Raw genomic sequence first — 16,092 nt, 5'->3', positions numbered from 1 at the left:
GACAAAATTATTTAAGATTTTTTCACATATTTGGTTAAGATCACAATATGTTGTCCACTCACTTTTCCCTCTATATGCTCTTCATTATCGTGTACTAAGGAAATATTACGAACTGCAGTACCGCGTTTTGCTGTAAAATTAGCACCTTTTACATTTAGATCTTTGATAAGTACCACATTATCTCCAGCCTTAAGTAGTGCTCCATTAGCATCAATATGCTTTAAAACATCGTTTTCATCATCACCTTCTCCAGTAGCTTTTGCCCATGCTAATATTTCATCTTCTAGATATAACATGTCAAGCAAATCCTGTGGCCAGCCCTCTGCACGCAATCTAGTAAGTATTCTCCAGGCAGTAACCTGTACAGCGGGCACCTGACTCCACATACTATCATTAAGACAACGCCAATGATTAGCATCCATAGTTTCTGGTTTTTCAATTTGTGTTATACACGTATTACAGCCCAGAAGGCTGGCGTCCAGTCCAATATTGGGAGCTTTTGGAGGATTGTACATCGATAAATTTTCCGAAGCACCACATAATTCACATATAGATCCACTACGATTTTGTAATTCTTTTACTGTACTCATTCTTATTAATAATTATTTATGAAGGTAAACTCAAATCCAAAAATGAACTGCAAAAATGCAATAATTATTAATATATAATATAGTCTAATACTATGCATTGTTCGGTTTTCCTTTTTTACGGATTTTGAAATTGATGAATTCTACAAATAATGAAAATGCAATGGTAAAATATAAATATCCTTTTGGAATTGTACCTACTTCAGAATCAAATATTTGTAGGTGAGCTAAGTGAGCTGCCTCAGCGATAAGCATAAATCCAATCAGAATTAAAAAGGACAATCCTAAAATCTGTACAGATGGATGTTTATTTACGAATCTACCAACGGGAGTGGCAAAAAGCATCATGATTAATACAGAAATTATAACGGCTATAACCATTAAAAGCAATGCGTCATTAGGATTATCACTTAATCCATTGGTCATACCTACCGCTGTTAATATAGAATCAAAAGAAAATACAACATTGATTAATGTGATTTGCATAATAGCTTTAGATAATGTGGTGGCGCTTTTTTCTTTAAGAGCTTTCTCTTCTTCTCCTTTTTCATCTACTTTCTCATGAATTTCATGTACACTTTTGTAAAGTAGAAATAAACCTCCTCCAAATAATATAAGTGCTTGACCACTAACACCGGCCTGAATCCAAGGCAGATTGATATGCCAAAAAGGAGCTTCCATTGCAATTAATAAGGAAAGCCCGAATAACAAAATAATTCGCATCACCATTGCTAATAATAATCCGATATTGGTCGCTTTTTGTTGTTGATTATCAGGTAATTTGCTAGAAGCAATCGATATAAAGATTATATTATCAATACCCAATACAATCTCTAGAAATGTCAACGTAAGCAGTGCTATCCATGCGTCTGCTGATGCAAAAATCTCGAACATTATTTTATTTTTTTAGCAGTTCCTTTCTGTTTGTTTTTAAGATCGCCTACTAATCCATATTCAAACATATATACATCTTTGTCTGTGTTTATGATCTTCATATGGATAGCTTTCTCTTCAGACATATTCTTGGGGTGCAGTTTTTTTACAATATATTCACAATCATTAATCCAGCGAATACTAGCGGTATCACTTTTGCCAAGAAAGTAATCAATCTCTATAGAATCATTCCTAAAAAATTGAGTAGTAATCATTTTACCGTTAAGATAAGTTTCAAACTCAAATGTTCCTGTATGAAAATCAGTACAGTTGCGTTCTTGATGATAACAACCAAATATGGATAAAGAAATGAAGAATAAAAATAAACGTAAGGTCATAATATATGGTAACAGTTGACTAAAATAATTGTAAAAAAATAGAAATTCTTATAACTAGGATAAAAGTTGTTAAGATTCTTTATTCTGATAATCTTCAAAAGAGCCATCTGAATAAAAAATAACTATCCTGTTTATTTTTTTATGAGTAACGTGTGGCCTGGAAAGATTAGGATTATCAAGATTTTTATTAGATTCCAGAATAGGAGCAGTTATTTTTTGAGCGTGTTGCGAAAATAAATCTTTTTGAGGCGCTATATCCTCAGGAATAGGATCAGACTTAGCAATCGGTGTGGTGTCAGAAACCTTTTCAATTTTTGTCAAAGGTTTTTCAGAAGGAGGAAAAGTTCCTTTACCTTCTAATAACCAATAGAAGTTTACATCTGAATAGGTGTGTACAACTTTCATAGCAAAGTCAAGACTGGGTTTATTTCTTCCTGATAAAATATGCGAAATAGAAGACCTTCCAATAGCCAATGAATCGGCAAACGCTGATGCAGATAAATCATAATGATCCATTATTTTTTGGATTCTCTTTCCGAAATCTTCACTGTTTACCATTGTAAACAAAGGTTAATTGGTTTATATAGTACAAATGTAAACAAATTAAAAAGATTAAGTTGTTTACATATGTAAATAGAAGTATTATATATAAAGTTAAAGTTTAGTTTAAGTGATATAAAGTATTCTTTAATAAATATTTATGCATCAAAAGTTTTATTAAATAAATTTTTGTTAATAACTCAATACCTAAGTGTTATACCATATAATAACTGTTAACAATAGTAAACATAAAGGCTTGGTGTTAATGTTTACATTTGTGAAAATTAGTTGTTTTCAATTGTAAACATTGACTTTGTTTACACAAGTAAAACTTGACTCTATATTATGATTACTCATGAAACAATAGTAATTTCGTTTATTAATTATAGAGGCAGCTATACCATGAACATATTATCAAACTGGTTTACTACATATAAGGAATCATCTTTATCAGGTCGTTATATTCATTTGGAGCACATTTCGCCATTACTCACTAAATTATCAGAAAAGTGGATTATTGAGCGATTAGGATATTCAGAGAATAATGCACCTATTGATTTAATTACTTTAGGTAATGGGCCAAAAAAATTGTTATTCTGGTCACAAATGCACGGTAATGAAAGTACAACGACTAAAGCTATATTTGATCTTATTAATGTGTTATCTGATAGGTCTAATGAGTTTTCACAGGAAATTCTTACTACTTGTACATTATATATAGTACCTATGTTAAGTCCTGATGGAGCAAAAGCTTATACAAGGCTAAATCATAATCAAGTAGATCTTAATAGAGATGCACAAAATAAAACTCAGCGTGAAAGTATCATACTTAGTGACCTTATTCAACGGGTGCAACCAGATGTTGCCTTTAATTTGCATGGACAACGCACTATTTTTAGTGCAGGAACGTCTAGTCACTCTGCAACAGTATCGTTTTTATCTCCTGCGGGAGATGTAGAGAGAGCTATAGTCCCTTGCAGGAAAATAGCGATGGAAATTATTGCCGAAATGAACACGGTACTACAGGAATATATACCAAATTGTGTAGGTAGATATGATGATGGCTTTAATATTAATTGTGTTGGTGATACCTTGACTTCTCTGGGGATTCCCACTATACTGTTTGAAGCAGGTCATTATCCAACCGATTATGATCGAGAGAAAACCCGTGAGTTTATTTTTTATTCGTTAATTACTGCTATTAAATACATAGCAAACAGAGATACTATTTCTGGAGAAGGATACAAGCGATATTTTGAAATTCCGGAAAACGGAAAATGTTTTTATGATATTATTGTAAGAGATATTATGCTCAATGGTAGAAATGTCGATATCGCAATTCAGTATGTTGAAGAATTATCCGAAAAAAGCATAAAATTCATTCCTAAAATCGTAAAAATTGCGAATTTGGAAAAATTTTATGGACATAGAGAAATTATAGGTAACAAAAGAGAGATACGTTGCGAAAACGTTACAGTAGAGGTGATCGAAGGAGCTAAGCTGTTAAATTTTTGCCTAAATGATGAATTATTCTCAACAAAATTGAGAAAAAGTTAGAAAAAAATATATGAATAGATATTTTTTCTGTTATTTTTGCAATATAAATAATCGGGAAAATTTATAGAATTATTATGGCAAAGTTTAAATTAGATGAAGTTGATCACCAAATATTAGATATGCTGATCGAAAATACCCGTACTCCTTTTACGGATATCGCAAAGAAATTATTAATCTCTGCGGGAACAGTTCATGTACGTGTAAAAAAAATGGAAGAAGCTGGTATAATAGAAGGTTCTTCATTAACATTAGATTATAAAAAATTAGGATATTCTTTTATTGCATATGTTGGGATATATCTTCAGAATACATCGCAAACTAAATTTGTATTACAAAGGATCAACGAGATACCATTTGTTACCGTTGCGCACATTACCACTGGAAAATTTAATATTTTCTGTAAAGTAAGAGCAAAGGATACAAATCATGCGAAAGATATTATTTTTCAATTAGATGATATTGATGGTGTATACCGTACTGAAACTATGATATCGCTAGAAGAAAGTATTAATGATAAGAAACGTCTGATGCATTCTATTTTTCAGGAATTGTAAATAGACGATTTTAGTATATGAAACCCCTTTAAGAATTATATCTTGAAGGGGTTTTTAATGCAGTAGATCCAGATTCATTATTAACATATATTCAATAGATAAGATACGATACTGATTAGTATAAAAATCTGAAAAATAGTAAGCTTTCAATTAGGATTTAATAATTTAAATGCTTTTTTGAATAAATTTTCATTTTTTTAATTAATTGTTCATTCAGTGTCTATAGCTATTGGTATCTTTGAACATTGTCTACCAACTATTTTAGATTCACTATAAAAACTTATTTTTTTGTTCAGTGAATATAGGTATGGTATGATGATAAGGATAAATAATATATTAACCAGCATATAATTAATTGCAATTATGGCAAGACAACCAAAAATAGAACGTTTTAACCACGATGTTCTTACTAAGTATCAGATATACAATAGTATATTTATTACCCTTCCTTTCGATGAAATTACAAATACAGGGGTGCTACTACCACTTTTTAAAGAAGTGTGTGAAAAAGGATATGAGCAAAGGCAAAACCCTTCAGAAATAGTAGAAAATTTCTTTAACTTATATCAAAATAATCCTTCAGAAAAGGAGAAACATGATTTGTTATTCAGATTTATACAATATATAGAACGCCAGGTTGTATTATTTGATGCGATAGAAGATGCTGCATTTCCTAGTGTTAATAATATGGATGGCAGAGGAACGCTAAGAAGTATAAAAGAAGAGGCGCAAGCAAAAGGACAATTAGATGAGCTTAAAGAATATTTAAGACGTTTTAAGATCAGACCTACATTAACCGCACATCCTACTCAATTCTATCCAGGAACTGTTTTAGGGATCATTCATGATCTTGATACTGCGATCACTCAGAATGATTCGCAAATGATTAAAAAATTATTGGCGCAGCTTGGTAAAACTGCTTTTTTCAAAAAAGAGAAGCCTACACCTTATGATGAAGCGGTAAGTTTAATATGGTATCTGGAGAATGTATTTTACCACTCTGTTAGTAAAATATATAATTACATACAACAAAATATTTTTAAAGGAGAAGATCTGGAGAATGATTTAATCAATCTTGGATTTTGGCCAGGTGGAGATCGAGATGGTAATCCATTTGTTACTACAGAAACAACACTAAAAGTAGCAAAAAGGCTTCGTAAAACTATTTTAATTAATTACTACAGGGATATACGTAAATTAAAGCGTAGAATTACCTTTGGTAATCTTCAGGATAAATTAATGGTTTTAGAGGAAGCGTTATATGATAATTTCTATTATGCAAAAACCGCAAAGCCACTATCTGTAGAAACTTTGATGAATGGCTTATTAGAAGTTAGAGAAGAATTGATAACAAATCATCAGTCATTGTTTTTAGAAGAATTACAGGATTTAATTAATAAAATAAAGATTTTTGGTTTTCATTTTGGAACCCTTGATATCAGACAAGATTCCAGAGTACATCATAAAGTACTTACAGAAGTAGTAAGAAAGACTAATGAATTAGGATTAGGTTTTTTTCCTGATAACTATGAGTCTCTATCAGAAGATAAACAGATTGAAATGCTTACCAGTGCAAATGGGGCATTAGATCCATCTATTTTTGATGATGATATGACAAGGGCGACTATAGAATCTATATACGCTATAAAAACAATACAAAGTAATAATGGTGAGCGAGGAGCCAACCGTTATATTATCAGTAATAATGGGAGTGTGCTTAATATTATGCAAACCTTTGCTATGATTAGGCTTTGTGATTGGGAACATCCTACTGTAGATGTCATTCCATTGTTTGAAACCGTACCAGATCTTCGGATTGCAGATCAAGTAATGGAGTCTATGTACAGTAATCCAGTGTATATGGAGCATCTAAAACGTCGAGGAATGAAACAGACAATTATGTTAGGATTCTCTGATGGTACTAAAGATGGTGGGTATTTAATGGCAAATTGGGGTATTTTTAAGGCAAAAGAAGCACTGACCAAAATATCCAGAAAATATGATATTAAAGTAATCTTTTTTGATGGTCGTGGTGGTCCACCAGCGCGTGGAGGAGGAAACACGAATCAATTTTACGCATCATTAGGACCAACTGTAGAGGATGAAGAAATTCAGATCACAGTGCAAGGACAAACGATAAGCTCTAATTTTGGAACGTTAAATTCCTGTCAATATAATCTGGAACAATTATTAGGAGCAGGAGTAGAGAATGAACTTACTGCAAATGAAAAAAACCTCTTTTCGAAAGAAAATAAGGAAACCATGCAGGAATTAGCTGATATTAGCTATCAAAGTTATGTGGATTTTAAAAATCATCCTAAATTTTTACCATATTTAGAGCATATGAGCACGCTCAAATACTATGGAAAAGCAAATATTGGAAGTAGACCTTCTAAACGTAGTAAAAGTAGCTCATTGGATTTTAATGACTTACGAGCAATTCCGTTTGTAGGAAGTTGGAGCCAATTAAAACAGAATGTACCTGGATTCTATGGAGTAGGTACTGCTTTAAAAACGTTAAAAGAGCGTGGAGAGTTTGATAGAGTAACCGCGTTGTATAAAGACTCTGCATTCTTTAGAACCTTAGTAGGAAATAGTATGATGAGTCTAACCAAATCATTTTTTGCGCTAACAGCATACATGAAAGATGATACGGAATATGGAGCTTTCTGGACGATTATTCATGATGAATACGAATTAACTAAGGGACTTTTACTTGAGTTAGCAGGATATAAGGAGTTAATGGAGAATGAACCTGCAGGAAAGGCATCTATTGACATACGTGAAAATATTGTATTGCCATTATTAACAATACAACAATACGCCTTGAAAAAAATTCAGGAAATTATAAGATCGGGTGATATTAATGCTCAGGAACTTGAAATTTATGAAAAAATGGTAACTCGTTCTTTGTTTGGTAATATTAATGCCAGTCGTAATTCGGCATAATTTTTTATACATATTAAGTTTTTAAAAAGCAAAGCGAAATGCATCATTTCGCTTTGCTTTTTTTATAGATATTGGTTGTTAACTAGTCGTGATAATATCTATTTAATAATGAAATTTCACTTTTTATTTTCTATTATTTCTTGAGAATAAATAGTTTCTCGTGTGATTTGCGACCGTTCATTTTGCCAAATAAAATCTATATTTACCAGAATTTTTGTTTTGTACCTGTTAAATTTAATTTTCTTTCAACAATTATATGACCTTTATTTTCTATTATTATGACAAGCATGTCATTATGATATAGAAGTTCAATCCAATGTCAGTAATTGTGCTTTGAATAGGAAACCAATTATTCCATTCCTGGTTTTTGTCAGAATTTTTTTCTGCCATTTCAGGTTCTATTCTTATCGGTAAGGAATTTATCTCCAACGAAACTATTTCGTCAAGATATTTGTCAACTATTTTTTCCAGTTTTCTATTTTTAATGAAATTCAAAAAAGGCGTTTATATACTGATCAACTTTTTCCAATTCTGTCTTATAGGTTAGATTAATAATAAACATTTAAATTCTATTATTTAGATTATTATTGATTCGTGCTTTCTTGGCATAACCCTTTTATCATTTGTACTATTTACGATAGTTAATTAAATAGGACTTTTCTCCATCTTTTAATATGCGACATTGCTTTTCCAAGTTAAATGATTTCAGTAACTCTATCAAGTAACTTCTATTTTCTTTACAAGGACTTATAGCTTCAAGATGAGTAATCCAAATTTTAGATTCATTTGCGAAAGATGCGATATTTTTAATATCGTCTGATGTCATAGTAACTGGATTCCCAAAAGAAAATGTAGCAGCTCCTCCTGCAACAATAATGTGTTTTGGGTGATATTTATTAATAGTATTTTGTACTTCTTTACACCAAATAGTATCTCCTGTAATGTAGATATTATTATTTAAATAATTCAAAACAAAACCATTGACTTTCCCCATTTTATTGCCTATTTCCCCAGTGCCGTGCTGTCCTGAAGTCAGATGTATTTTAACACCTCTAAAAGATAAAAAATTGCTAATTTCCTTTACATTAGAAAAACCAAATGATCTGATTTTTGAAGCAATTTCATTAGGGCAAATCAGAGGTATTGTTTTATCTAATAATCTAATGGCTGCTTCATCCCAATGGTCTGGATGAAGATGTGAAACAATTACCGCGTCAATAGCTTCTAACTCCCGAGTAAGATCCTCTTTAGTAAAAGGAAGGTTTACTAAAGGATTCATTTTTCTATCTTCTGTCCAAGGGAAAAAACCAAAAGAACCTTTTTCACCTAGCATTGGATCTATTAAAAAATTAATTCTGTTTATCGTTAACTTCAATGTAGCATTTCGCCAGAGTTGAATTCTCATTATTTTTATATTTTTGAATAAATTTAAAAAGTAAATTCTTTTTTTTAACGAGGGTTACTTTTTGGTAATCTTATTAAATGAGTTCAATATGAAATATGAAGATTTTGAAGGTTGTGGACTTAAAAAAGCTTTAGATATGATATCAGGTAAATGGACACCACCTATTTTATATTTTTTATTTAATAATCAGGATATTAGATTTAATGATCTTTGGAGGGAAATTCCTAGAATATCAAAAAAAGTTCTTGCAGAACGTCTTAAACATTTAGAAAATGTTGATTTGATATCAAAACGAAAAGTAGATTCATTTCCAGTCGAGGTTTATTACAGTCTGTCTGAAAAAGGAAAATCTTTAGGCGATATTCTTTCCGTATTAGATAAGTTTGGTTCTAAGTAATTTTTTAACTGCTTATTAAAGTATAAAATATCTAGTTTTATTGTTACGATTTTAAAAAGCTTTTTACTTTTATCAGGTGAAAAAAGGTGTTTTAAACTATGATAGCAAAACCAAAAAGAAAGAATACCGCACCTCAGGTAGACTATTAAAGACAATTTATTATAAGCCAATTACTTAGGGAAAGTAAAGGAAAAACACATAACAGTTACCCACTACAGTGCCAAATTTGAACGTAACAGCTTACAGGAATATTATCAGAAAATTAAACATCATTAACGAACTGCCAAGAACCCGACCCTTACGCTTATTGGTGTGAGAGGTGCACTCTCCTCAATTATAGAGAGAGCTGTCTACTCGATTATGCGTTGCCTTATTTGTTTTCTTCCCAAAGAACTTCTTTGGTTTCAAATAAGCTTTTTGATTTATTCAATTTTAAAATTATTGTATTTCCTTTAAAGCAATCAGTTTCTATTTTATGTAAATACCAAGATGATATTTTTATAAACTCTGGATGGCTAAAGTCATAATCGAATGTAATTTCATTCTCATTTAGTAAAGATGCACACCCTTCTGAGTTATTTTTCAGTAAACTATTAAAATAATCTCCAAAAATTGTATCAAGATTCAGTATTTTAAGTTTCTGATTTTTTAATTTATATGCGGTAAAAGAATTTCCATCACCTACAATGTTATTTGTAATTACAAGTTTCGTATTTAAGTCAATATCATATACTGATAAAGTCCAAAATCCATCAATAACACTTAGTCCAATTGTATTGGGCTCTACGTATTTTATGTTCAAAAATATAGGGTCAATATCAATGAAAAAATTATTTTTTTTAATCTCGTTAACTAAATCAATTCGTTCCTTTTGACTCCAATCCCAACTCCCCATATTAGTTTCTGGAAATAGAGTTAAGATATCTAATATCTTTTTGTTGTCTTTATAATTTACGACTATTGTATCACTATATTTTGATGAATCTTCATTTGAAGGCTTAGTAAGAGTGAATTCTTTTTTCTTTTCAGCTTCGATTTGTTTAATCAAATCAACGTTATGTTTTTCATTTTCAGAAAGAGTTATTTTTTCTTTTTCTTTAGGGACGTACCATTCCTTATTTTCAAAATGATTTTGCAGGACTTCACTTTTAAAAACATAACCTTTTCTTGCGTATATTTCATTTCTGATTAGCCGTAGTTCTTCTAAACTCTTACTTTTCAGTTCTGATGCCGTAAATACAATTGATAAATCTGTGTTGCTTTTTATTGTGTTTTCAAGTTTTTGATTCTCCTTTTTAGTATTACAAGAAACTGCAAAAAAGAGAATTGATAATATTGTATAAATTGACTTATCCATTTTATAGAGTGGTTACGCATAACGGCTTCGTATTTGAAAAGTAGCGCTGAAAACAAACGATAACTTTTCGGATTAAACATAAGCCGAATTTTCAAATTTAATAATTTGGCGACTTTCCAAATATGCCCAAGCCTTCGTGTTAGCAATGACTTGCGCTATTTTTTATAGCAACAATGTAAAAGCAGTACCCTAAGTTATTATAATAAAAACATTTCAACACTTTAAATAGGACTAGGGAAAGGGCTTTACATAGAAGCCATTGTTAGTAATAGTTTTTAGTTCAAGGCGAATTTTCCGTTTTTGTACTCAACTTTAGATTTTTCTCCTTTATCATTAATTAGATATATTGTGTTGCATCTTCTCATGTTCCCTTTAGGATATGTAAACATAAAATATTTTCTATCTACTAATTCTATTGTTTCAGCCTGTTTACAGTTCCAACTCATTTCTACTTTAGAATACCCTTCGTATGGTATTATTCCTAAAAAAGTTGAATAAACTTGTTTCTCTTTATTTGTTTGACCGTTAATCGTTTTTATTAATTGAATCCCCCAACTAGAAGCGTGAGTTATCCTATCTTTTTTTTTATCAAATTCTTGAAAAGGATTGTATTTTTTTAAACTTTTATTTACAAAACCATAAGCGTATTTTTCATTTTCAACATTTACAATGACCGCTTTGTATTCTGAATCCAGGTCTTTTATTAGTTTAATTTGTATTTCGGGTTTGTCGAAAAATTGGTCTTCATCATAGTGGTTTTGAACAATCTTATAAATTTCTTCTTCAGACATCTCAGTTTGAGAACAACTTAAATGTATTATGGAAATCATCAAAATTAGTGTCAATTTCATTGGTAAGTTTTAGTTTTGTTAAATTATCGTTAACGTTCAGTATAAGAAATGTAGGGCAGGTGATAAGCACTATCGTTCTACTTTATTAATTAGCTAAATATAAATATTTTGCTTTTATTTTTTCTCCTATAAACGCCAAATTTTATATTTAGCGGACTTTGTTAAAATACACAGACCTTTCGGTCTAGCACTTGCTCCCGCATTAATTATAGTAACAATGTAAAAGCAGTACCCTAAGTTATTATAATAACCCGTTGTGCATTTAGACAATATTAATTTTCAAATTATTGATGTTTCTATTGAATTCAAACCTGTTGATGTATTGAATAACTGTCATTGCAGTGATCTTAGATAAGATTCGATTTTTAAACCCTTCAAAAGATTTAGCATAATTTCTTCGAATCATGAATTGATTGCAAAGTTGAGAAAATAATGTTTCGATACGTTTTCTGGATTTCTTGAAATTATAAGGTTGTTCTTTATAATTCTTTTGATTAACCCTCATAGGAGTTTCAGGGCTAATATTATGATGCTCAAATAAGTTTAGTTGATATTATGCTGATAAATACCCTCTACCACCAAGTAGTACACAATCCTTTAATTGATGTTTTTCATCCTTCAAATAGTTAATATCACGTACAGAAGTAGGGCTATTATCCATACTCTATAAAACCTTGAACAGAACAAACAGCGTGAAGTTTATAACCATAATAATGGCTTGATTGACTGGCACAATAACCTTTTTCAGGTAAACTAAAGTCTTGATCTTTGCATATTTTACTTCTGGAGCTTCTTGATAATTTACAAACTTCTACAGGCATACTGTCAACACTATAACAGCGCTGAAACCGATTCAACCTCAATACCAATTTCTTTGCGAAGCGATTTTCTAAAAGGAAATAATTTGCGCTTTTTTCTATTGTAAACACTACGCTCTATTTTATCAGATAAATCAGCAGGTAAAATTCGAAATAGCTGACATTCACTGTCAATACTCATATATTATGATACTATGTTAAGTACAGTAATTTATTATATATATTGTTTGAATTGTGTTCTTTATTCAAAATATTTTTCACGCTCTTCTTTAGTAATTTTCCAATCGTTGCTTTTAAATGAGGTGTTGTTAAATTTAACAGAATAATCCAGGTTACCACTCAGGAAAAAAGGAGAATACCCTTCATAATCATCAAATATTTTATTGTTAGTTATTTTACAGTTATAGAATGCAGCATTTCTTTGTTCTTTATAGTTAAAATCTAAGAAAGTTCTTTGAAAGCTATTATTCTGAATTTTACATTTTCTAAACTTTACATTACTTGACATAACTCTATTGTCAAAACTTTTTCCGAACCCTATTAGTTTTTTGGTTTTATTGTCACTAATTAAACTGTTGTTAATACTAATTTCTTCATTACCGTGAGAACCAAGACCTTCATCCTCCTTCATCTGAAAAACTGACTTACAATCGTTGTTACGAATTGTTACATTATTAAAAACAATATTCGTTGCTGTATTCAACGCTATTACATTTTTCTGAATATTAGTGAAAGTAGATTTTTCAAAGGTTATGCCTTCATCATCATAAATATTATAAATGTCAGCTCCTAAAAAAGCACCTTTGATATTACAATTAATAAACTTGCCATGCCCTCCGCTGATTTCAATAGCAGCATAGTGTGTGTCTTCTTTGTTTAGGTTTTCTTTTTGTTGCTCAAGATCGTACTCACTAGGTGGATAATAGAAGCAAAAGTTTTTGAACACAAATTTCTGAACATCTAATAGTTCGAGCAAAGACTGACCGTATGCATAACTGATGAAATATACACGTTGTTTTCTACCAATGAATTCCACATTTTTGAGATTTCTTAGTAATAAAATTCCTAATTGTGTGGAGAGAAAGTGGCGATTAAATAGCATACTTTCTTTACTTAAAATCACTTCGTTTTGATGGAAATTTAAAACTGCAGTATCAATTAGAAAAACTCTATTTGATTTTAAGTTTTTTAGTAAACTAACTTCATCAATTACAACAACAGTGTCTTTTACCGGTTTGATATCTTCATTTACTTGTTCAGTCCATTTTTCTTCAAGTTTCATGCTTTCAAGCATCCTGCTGCCAGGAGGTAAGTCTTTATACCTGTTTTTATAGGAGTTTAAATACTCTTCTTTTATAAATTGATATTCATCCATACGTTGCTGCGTAGACTTACTAAGTTCCTCCGCAATACTTTTCTTTATCTCCACCTCATTCAAGGAGTCAATTTCAGAATTGATTTCAGCTGTTGATTTAGATTTGATATCTGATAGAAAACTACTCAATATATATACCTCTTGATCACTGATTAGCGTGCTAACCCATTCGCCATTAATAGAATCAGGTCCATCACTGACCGTTTGAAAAATACCCGTGTGTGATGCTATGATCAATTTATCATTAAAGTTGAATTTACCGAGCTTTTTGCCTTTCGGGTTGTCTCTATAGTTTAAGCCTGATTCCGCATTTACATACTTAATTTCTTTAACACTTACTGGATTTTTTTTGTTTTCAGCTGTATTGTTTATTTTATCTTTACAACCTACAAACAAGATAGTCAATACAATTAAAATATATGTTTTCATTTTCTATTATATTTTGATGGAATATTAAGTTTTTATTATTGTTTAAAGCTTGGGTTTAATGAGTTATTGTACTTAACGGTACAGTGTATGAAACGTAGCGTGCAAAAGGACACTAACTTTTCGGATTAGCGCAGAGCCGAATTTTTATATTTTGTTTTTAATTTTCTCTTTTAAAAAGCCAAATTAAAAACTAGGCGGACTTTTTAAATATACACAAACCTATCGGTTTAGCACTTATTAGCTATGTTTTATACATCGTTTTGTAAACTGTTTTCCATTTTATACCACCAAAAGTCATTGCTTATTTTTCCTCTTAATTCTTCAAAAAGAGGAGTAAACTTTTTAAAATCATACTTCTCATTTGGTTTAAGATTACCATTGTAACAATATGCAGGTTTATTTATATCGGTTATTAAACTAACTATTGAGCCATTCTTATTAATAAAATTTTTATAAATTAAGGTCTTTCTATCAAATTGATCTATTTTTTTTAATCTTTGTAAATCATATTCAAATACTGAATAGTCGTCAGCCCAATATAACTTAGTGATTCGTTTTAAACTGGGATGAATGTCTTTTTTTAACATACCATTCCAATAAACCTTCTCATTGGAAACCGCTATTTTTGAATTCCATCGTTTAATCTTTGATGGAATATTTCTATCAGGATATAATTCATTCCATTCTTCTCTATATGTTTCGTCAAAAAATAATTCTAAGTAATCTTCTTTAATTTTTTTTCCTCCAGGGCCATAATAAAAATGGTTTTTATCTTTCGCATAAAATCTTCCAATGGGCTCAAATGACTCAAAGTCTACTTGCGTTTTTACTTTCGTCAAAAAAATTTTTTTAGAATTGCTTTTTTCAATTAGTGAAAATCCATAAAGTTCATTTTTATTTCTAATAAAGCAGGGGCTTAACCATTCACAATCGTTTTCATCAAAGAATATTACCTCACCTTTCCGATCGTTTATAAACCAATTCATTTTAGATTTAGTTTTATAATCCTGATAGTAATTTTCAACTAAACGATTGTTTTTTATAGTAATGGTAGGTATTATCTCAAGTTCTCTACATTGAGGTGTATTATTATGTAATAGATATTGAGATATTTTCATCTTACTAATAGTTTACAACGTTTAGCTATGCGTAGTGTGGGAGCAAAAAATCACAGGTTTTCGAGACAGTACTTAGCTAAAATTTATGTTTTGTTTTTATATTTTCTAAAATACTAAATTTAAATCTTTGACGACAAACTAAATAGACAATAAACTTTAGATTAAACACTAAAACCCATATTAATTATAGGAGCCATTATTGTAGGTAGTTTTTATTATTTCAGTTTGTTTTGTTATTGTTTCTTTAAATTGTAAATCGTGTATGTATATTGATTTTTTACCTTTTTTAAACTCTTTATAAAATGATTTCCATTCTTCAGGAAAAATCAATCCAGAAGCTAAAAAAAGGATGCAAAAAATTGTTTTATTTCCGTTTCCAAATAGATAAGCCTGCATTTTAATTTCTTCAATAGATGTCATTCCATATCCAAGTATTATGTGTTTCAAGTCATGATTTTCAAATTTAGGTATTACTTTAAGGTTATTATTGTCGAGCATCTTATATAATTCATAGCCAATAGTCCCATTAGGTAAAACTTTTAGTTGATTTATAGTATTTTCCGATTTAGTTTTATAAAAAAATTGAAGTGGTTTAATAGCCAAGTATATTTTCAGAAACTCAACTAGTTGCTCTCTAAATTTTGGGAATTCATAGGTTTTTTCTTTAAGATTTAATGTTATCATAGTTCCGTTTTTTAATTCTGACTAACGTAAAAATACATCACTGATTTACAGTTATTTGCAAATCATCATTAGATAATCCAAATTTATCAATTTGTTTTCTAATTCTTTTGACCAGACCTAGTTTTCTTTTTTGGTCGAGGTAGAGATAGTCTTCTGGATTTTGATATGGGATTCCTTTAGTGACCATATTCCAAATTATG

14 protein-coding genes and 1 pseudogene are annotated in these 16,092 nt (G+C 30.3%); 4 read left to right on the top strand and 11 right to left on the bottom strand.

Translation table 11 applies throughout. The annotated features are described in order from the left end of the window. Positions 1–11 precede the first annotated feature (11 nt). From ABD816_RS06710 to ABD816_RS06695, 4 genes are all read right to left on the bottom strand, one after another. Positions 12–590: a PhnA domain-containing protein gene (locus tag ABD816_RS06710; protein ID WP_344925818.1), complete on the bottom strand. Its 579-nt coding sequence runs from the start codon at positions 588–590 to the stop codon at positions 12–14. Between the two features lie 90 nt (positions 591–680). After that, a complete protein-coding gene (locus ABD816_RS06705; RefSeq protein ID WP_344925816.1) occupies positions 681–1,481 on the bottom strand; it encodes a TerC family protein in 801 nt (266 codons plus the stop codon). Continuing rightward, positions 1,481–1,858, bottom strand: a complete 378-nt coding sequence (locus ABD816_RS06700) for a DNA topoisomerase IV (RefSeq protein WP_344925814.1) — start codon at positions 1,856–1,858, stop codon at positions 1,481–1,483. The genes ABD816_RS06705 and ABD816_RS06700 overlap by 1 nt, the downstream gene beginning before the upstream one ends. Before the next feature lie 69 nt (positions 1,859–1,927). Continuing rightward, positions 1,928–2,416, bottom strand: a complete 489-nt coding sequence (locus ABD816_RS06695) for a helix-turn-helix domain-containing protein (RefSeq protein ID WP_344926183.1) — start codon at positions 2,414–2,416, stop codon at positions 1,928–1,930. Between the two features lie 327 nt (positions 2,417–2,743). Between ABD816_RS06695 and ABD816_RS06690 the strand changes: the two genes are divergently transcribed. The 3 genes from ABD816_RS06690 (at position 2,744) to ABD816_RS06680 (ending at position 7,458) form a co-directional block, all read left to right on the top strand. Then, positions 2,744–3,955, top strand: coding sequence for a M14 family zinc carboxypeptidase (locus ABD816_RS06690; RefSeq protein ID WP_344925813.1), 1,212 nt, complete (start codon positions 2,744–2,746; stop codon positions 3,953–3,955). Positions 3,956–4,029: 74 nt separating this feature from the next. Continuing rightward, positions 4,030–4,509: an Lrp/AsnC family transcriptional regulator gene (locus tag ABD816_RS06685; protein WP_344925812.1), complete on the top strand. Its 480-nt coding sequence runs from the start codon at positions 4,030–4,032 to the stop codon at positions 4,507–4,509. 363 nt (positions 4,510–4,872) lie between these two features. Further along, positions 4,873–7,458, top strand: a complete 2,586-nt coding sequence (locus tag ABD816_RS06680; RefSeq protein WP_344925810.1) for a phosphoenolpyruvate carboxylase — start codon at positions 4,873–4,875, stop codon at positions 7,456–7,458. A 628-nt stretch (positions 7,459–8,086) separates the two neighbouring features. On the opposite strand, the gene ABD816_RS06675 is transcribed toward ABD816_RS06680, so the two are convergent. After that, complete coding sequence (locus ABD816_RS06675) at positions 8,087–8,863, bottom strand: MBL fold metallo-hydrolase (RefSeq protein ID WP_344925808.1); 777 nt, start codon at positions 8,861–8,863, stop codon at positions 8,087–8,089. Between the two features lie 88 nt (positions 8,864–8,951). Here ABD816_RS06675 and ABD816_RS06670 point away from each other — a divergent pair, with 88 nt between their 5' ends. Further along, positions 8,952–9,260, top strand: a complete 309-nt coding sequence (locus tag ABD816_RS06670) for a winged helix-turn-helix transcriptional regulator (protein WP_344925807.1) — start codon at positions 8,952–8,954, stop codon at positions 9,258–9,260. Positions 9,261–9,630: 370 nt separating this feature from the next. Here ABD816_RS06670 and ABD816_RS06665 read toward each other — a convergent pair whose 3' ends face one another. The 6 genes and pseudogenes from ABD816_RS06665 to ABD816_RS06640 form a co-directional block, all read right to left on the bottom strand. Next, positions 9,631–10,617 carry a YARHG domain-containing protein gene (locus ABD816_RS06665; protein ID WP_344925806.1) on the bottom strand — a complete coding sequence of 329 codons (987 nt, stop codon included), beginning with the start codon at positions 10,615–10,617 and terminating at the stop codon, positions 9,631–9,633. Between the two features lie 275 nt (positions 10,618–10,892). Further along, positions 10,893–11,468 (bottom strand): hypothetical protein, encoded by a 576-nt coding sequence (locus tag ABD816_RS06660; RefSeq protein ID WP_344925804.1) that lies wholly within the window; start codon positions 11,466–11,468, stop codon positions 10,893–10,895. 262 nt (positions 11,469–11,730) lie between these two features. Then, positions 11,731–12,470 (bottom strand): annotated as a pseudogene (locus ABD816_RS22285) (IS982 family transposase); the annotation flags it as partial. A 57-nt stretch (positions 12,471–12,527) separates the two neighbouring features. Further along, positions 12,528–14,090 carry a right-handed parallel beta-helix repeat-containing protein gene (locus tag ABD816_RS06650; protein WP_344925800.1) on the bottom strand — a complete coding sequence of 521 codons (1,563 nt, stop codon included), beginning with the start codon at positions 14,088–14,090 and terminating at the stop codon, positions 12,528–12,530. Positions 14,091–14,338: 248 nt separating this feature from the next. Then, positions 14,339–15,208 (bottom strand): hypothetical protein, encoded by an 870-nt coding sequence (locus ABD816_RS06645; RefSeq protein ID WP_344925798.1) that lies wholly within the window; start codon positions 15,206–15,208, stop codon positions 14,339–14,341. A gap of 180 nt (positions 15,209–15,388) precedes the next feature. Then, the gene (locus ABD816_RS06640) at positions 15,389–15,892 is read right to left on the bottom strand and encodes a hypothetical protein (RefSeq protein WP_344925795.1); all 504 of its coding nucleotides are present in this window, start codon (positions 15,890–15,892) and stop codon (positions 15,389–15,391) included. Between the last annotated feature and the right edge of the window lie 200 nt (positions 15,893–16,092).

The sequence above is a fragment of the Aquimarina addita genome (genome assembly GCF_039539305.1).
Lineage (GTDB): Bacteria > Bacteroidota > Bacteroidia > Flavobacteriales > Flavobacteriaceae > Aquimarina > Aquimarina addita.
Note: the sequence above shows the minus strand (reverse complement) of the source record. Positions and strands in the feature narration are given on the sequence as shown.

What these genes read in the sequence shown, in the direction of transcription:
- ABD816_RS06680 (WP_344925810.1), top strand. Translation starts at nt 4,873, where the DNA reads ATGGCAAGACAACCAAAAATAGAACGTTTTAACCACGATGTTCTTACT.
- ABD816_RS06690 (WP_344925813.1), top strand. Translation starts at nt 2,744, where the DNA reads ATGATTACTCATGAAACAATAGTAATTTCGTTTATTAATTATAGAGGC.
- ABD816_RS06670 (WP_344925807.1), top strand. Translation starts at nt 8,952, where the DNA reads ATGAAATATGAAGATTTTGAAGGTTGTGGACTTAAAAAAGCTTTAGAT.
- ABD816_RS06710 (WP_344925818.1), bottom strand. Translation starts at nt 590, where the DNA reads ATGAGTACAGTAAAAGAATTACAAAATCGTAGTGGATCTATATGTGAA.
- ABD816_RS06645 (WP_344925798.1), bottom strand. Translation starts at nt 15,208, where the DNA reads ATGAAAATATCTCAATATCTATTACATAATAATACACCTCAATGTAGA.
- ABD816_RS06685 (WP_344925812.1), top strand. Translation starts at nt 4,030, where the DNA reads ATGGCAAAGTTTAAATTAGATGAAGTTGATCACCAAATATTAGATATG.
- ABD816_RS06660 (WP_344925804.1), bottom strand. Translation starts at nt 11,468, where the DNA reads ATGAAATTGACACTAATTTTGATGATTTCCATAATACATTTAAGTTGT.
- ABD816_RS06705 (WP_344925816.1), bottom strand. Translation starts at nt 1,481, where the DNA reads ATGTTCGAGATTTTTGCATCAGCAGACGCATGGATAGCACTGCTTACG.
- ABD816_RS06665 (WP_344925806.1), bottom strand. Translation starts at nt 10,617, where the DNA reads ATGGATAAGTCAATTTATACAATATTATCAATTCTCTTTTTTGCAGTT.
- ABD816_RS06695 (WP_344926183.1), bottom strand. Translation starts at nt 2,416, where the DNA reads ATGGTAAACAGTGAAGATTTCGGAAAGAGAATCCAAAAAATAATGGAT.
- ABD816_RS06675 (WP_344925808.1), bottom strand. Translation starts at nt 8,863, where the DNA reads ATGAGAATTCAACTCTGGCGAAATGCTACATTGAAGTTAACGATAAAC.
- ABD816_RS06650 (WP_344925800.1), bottom strand. Translation starts at nt 14,090, where the DNA reads ATGAAAACATATATTTTAATTGTATTGACTATCTTGTTTGTAGGTTGT.
- ABD816_RS06640 (WP_344925795.1), bottom strand. Translation starts at nt 15,892, where the DNA reads ATGATAACATTAAATCTTAAAGAAAAAACCTATGAATTCCCAAAATTT.
- ABD816_RS06700 (WP_344925814.1), bottom strand. Translation starts at nt 1,858, where the DNA reads ATGACCTTACGTTTATTTTTATTCTTCATTTCTTTATCCATATTTGGT.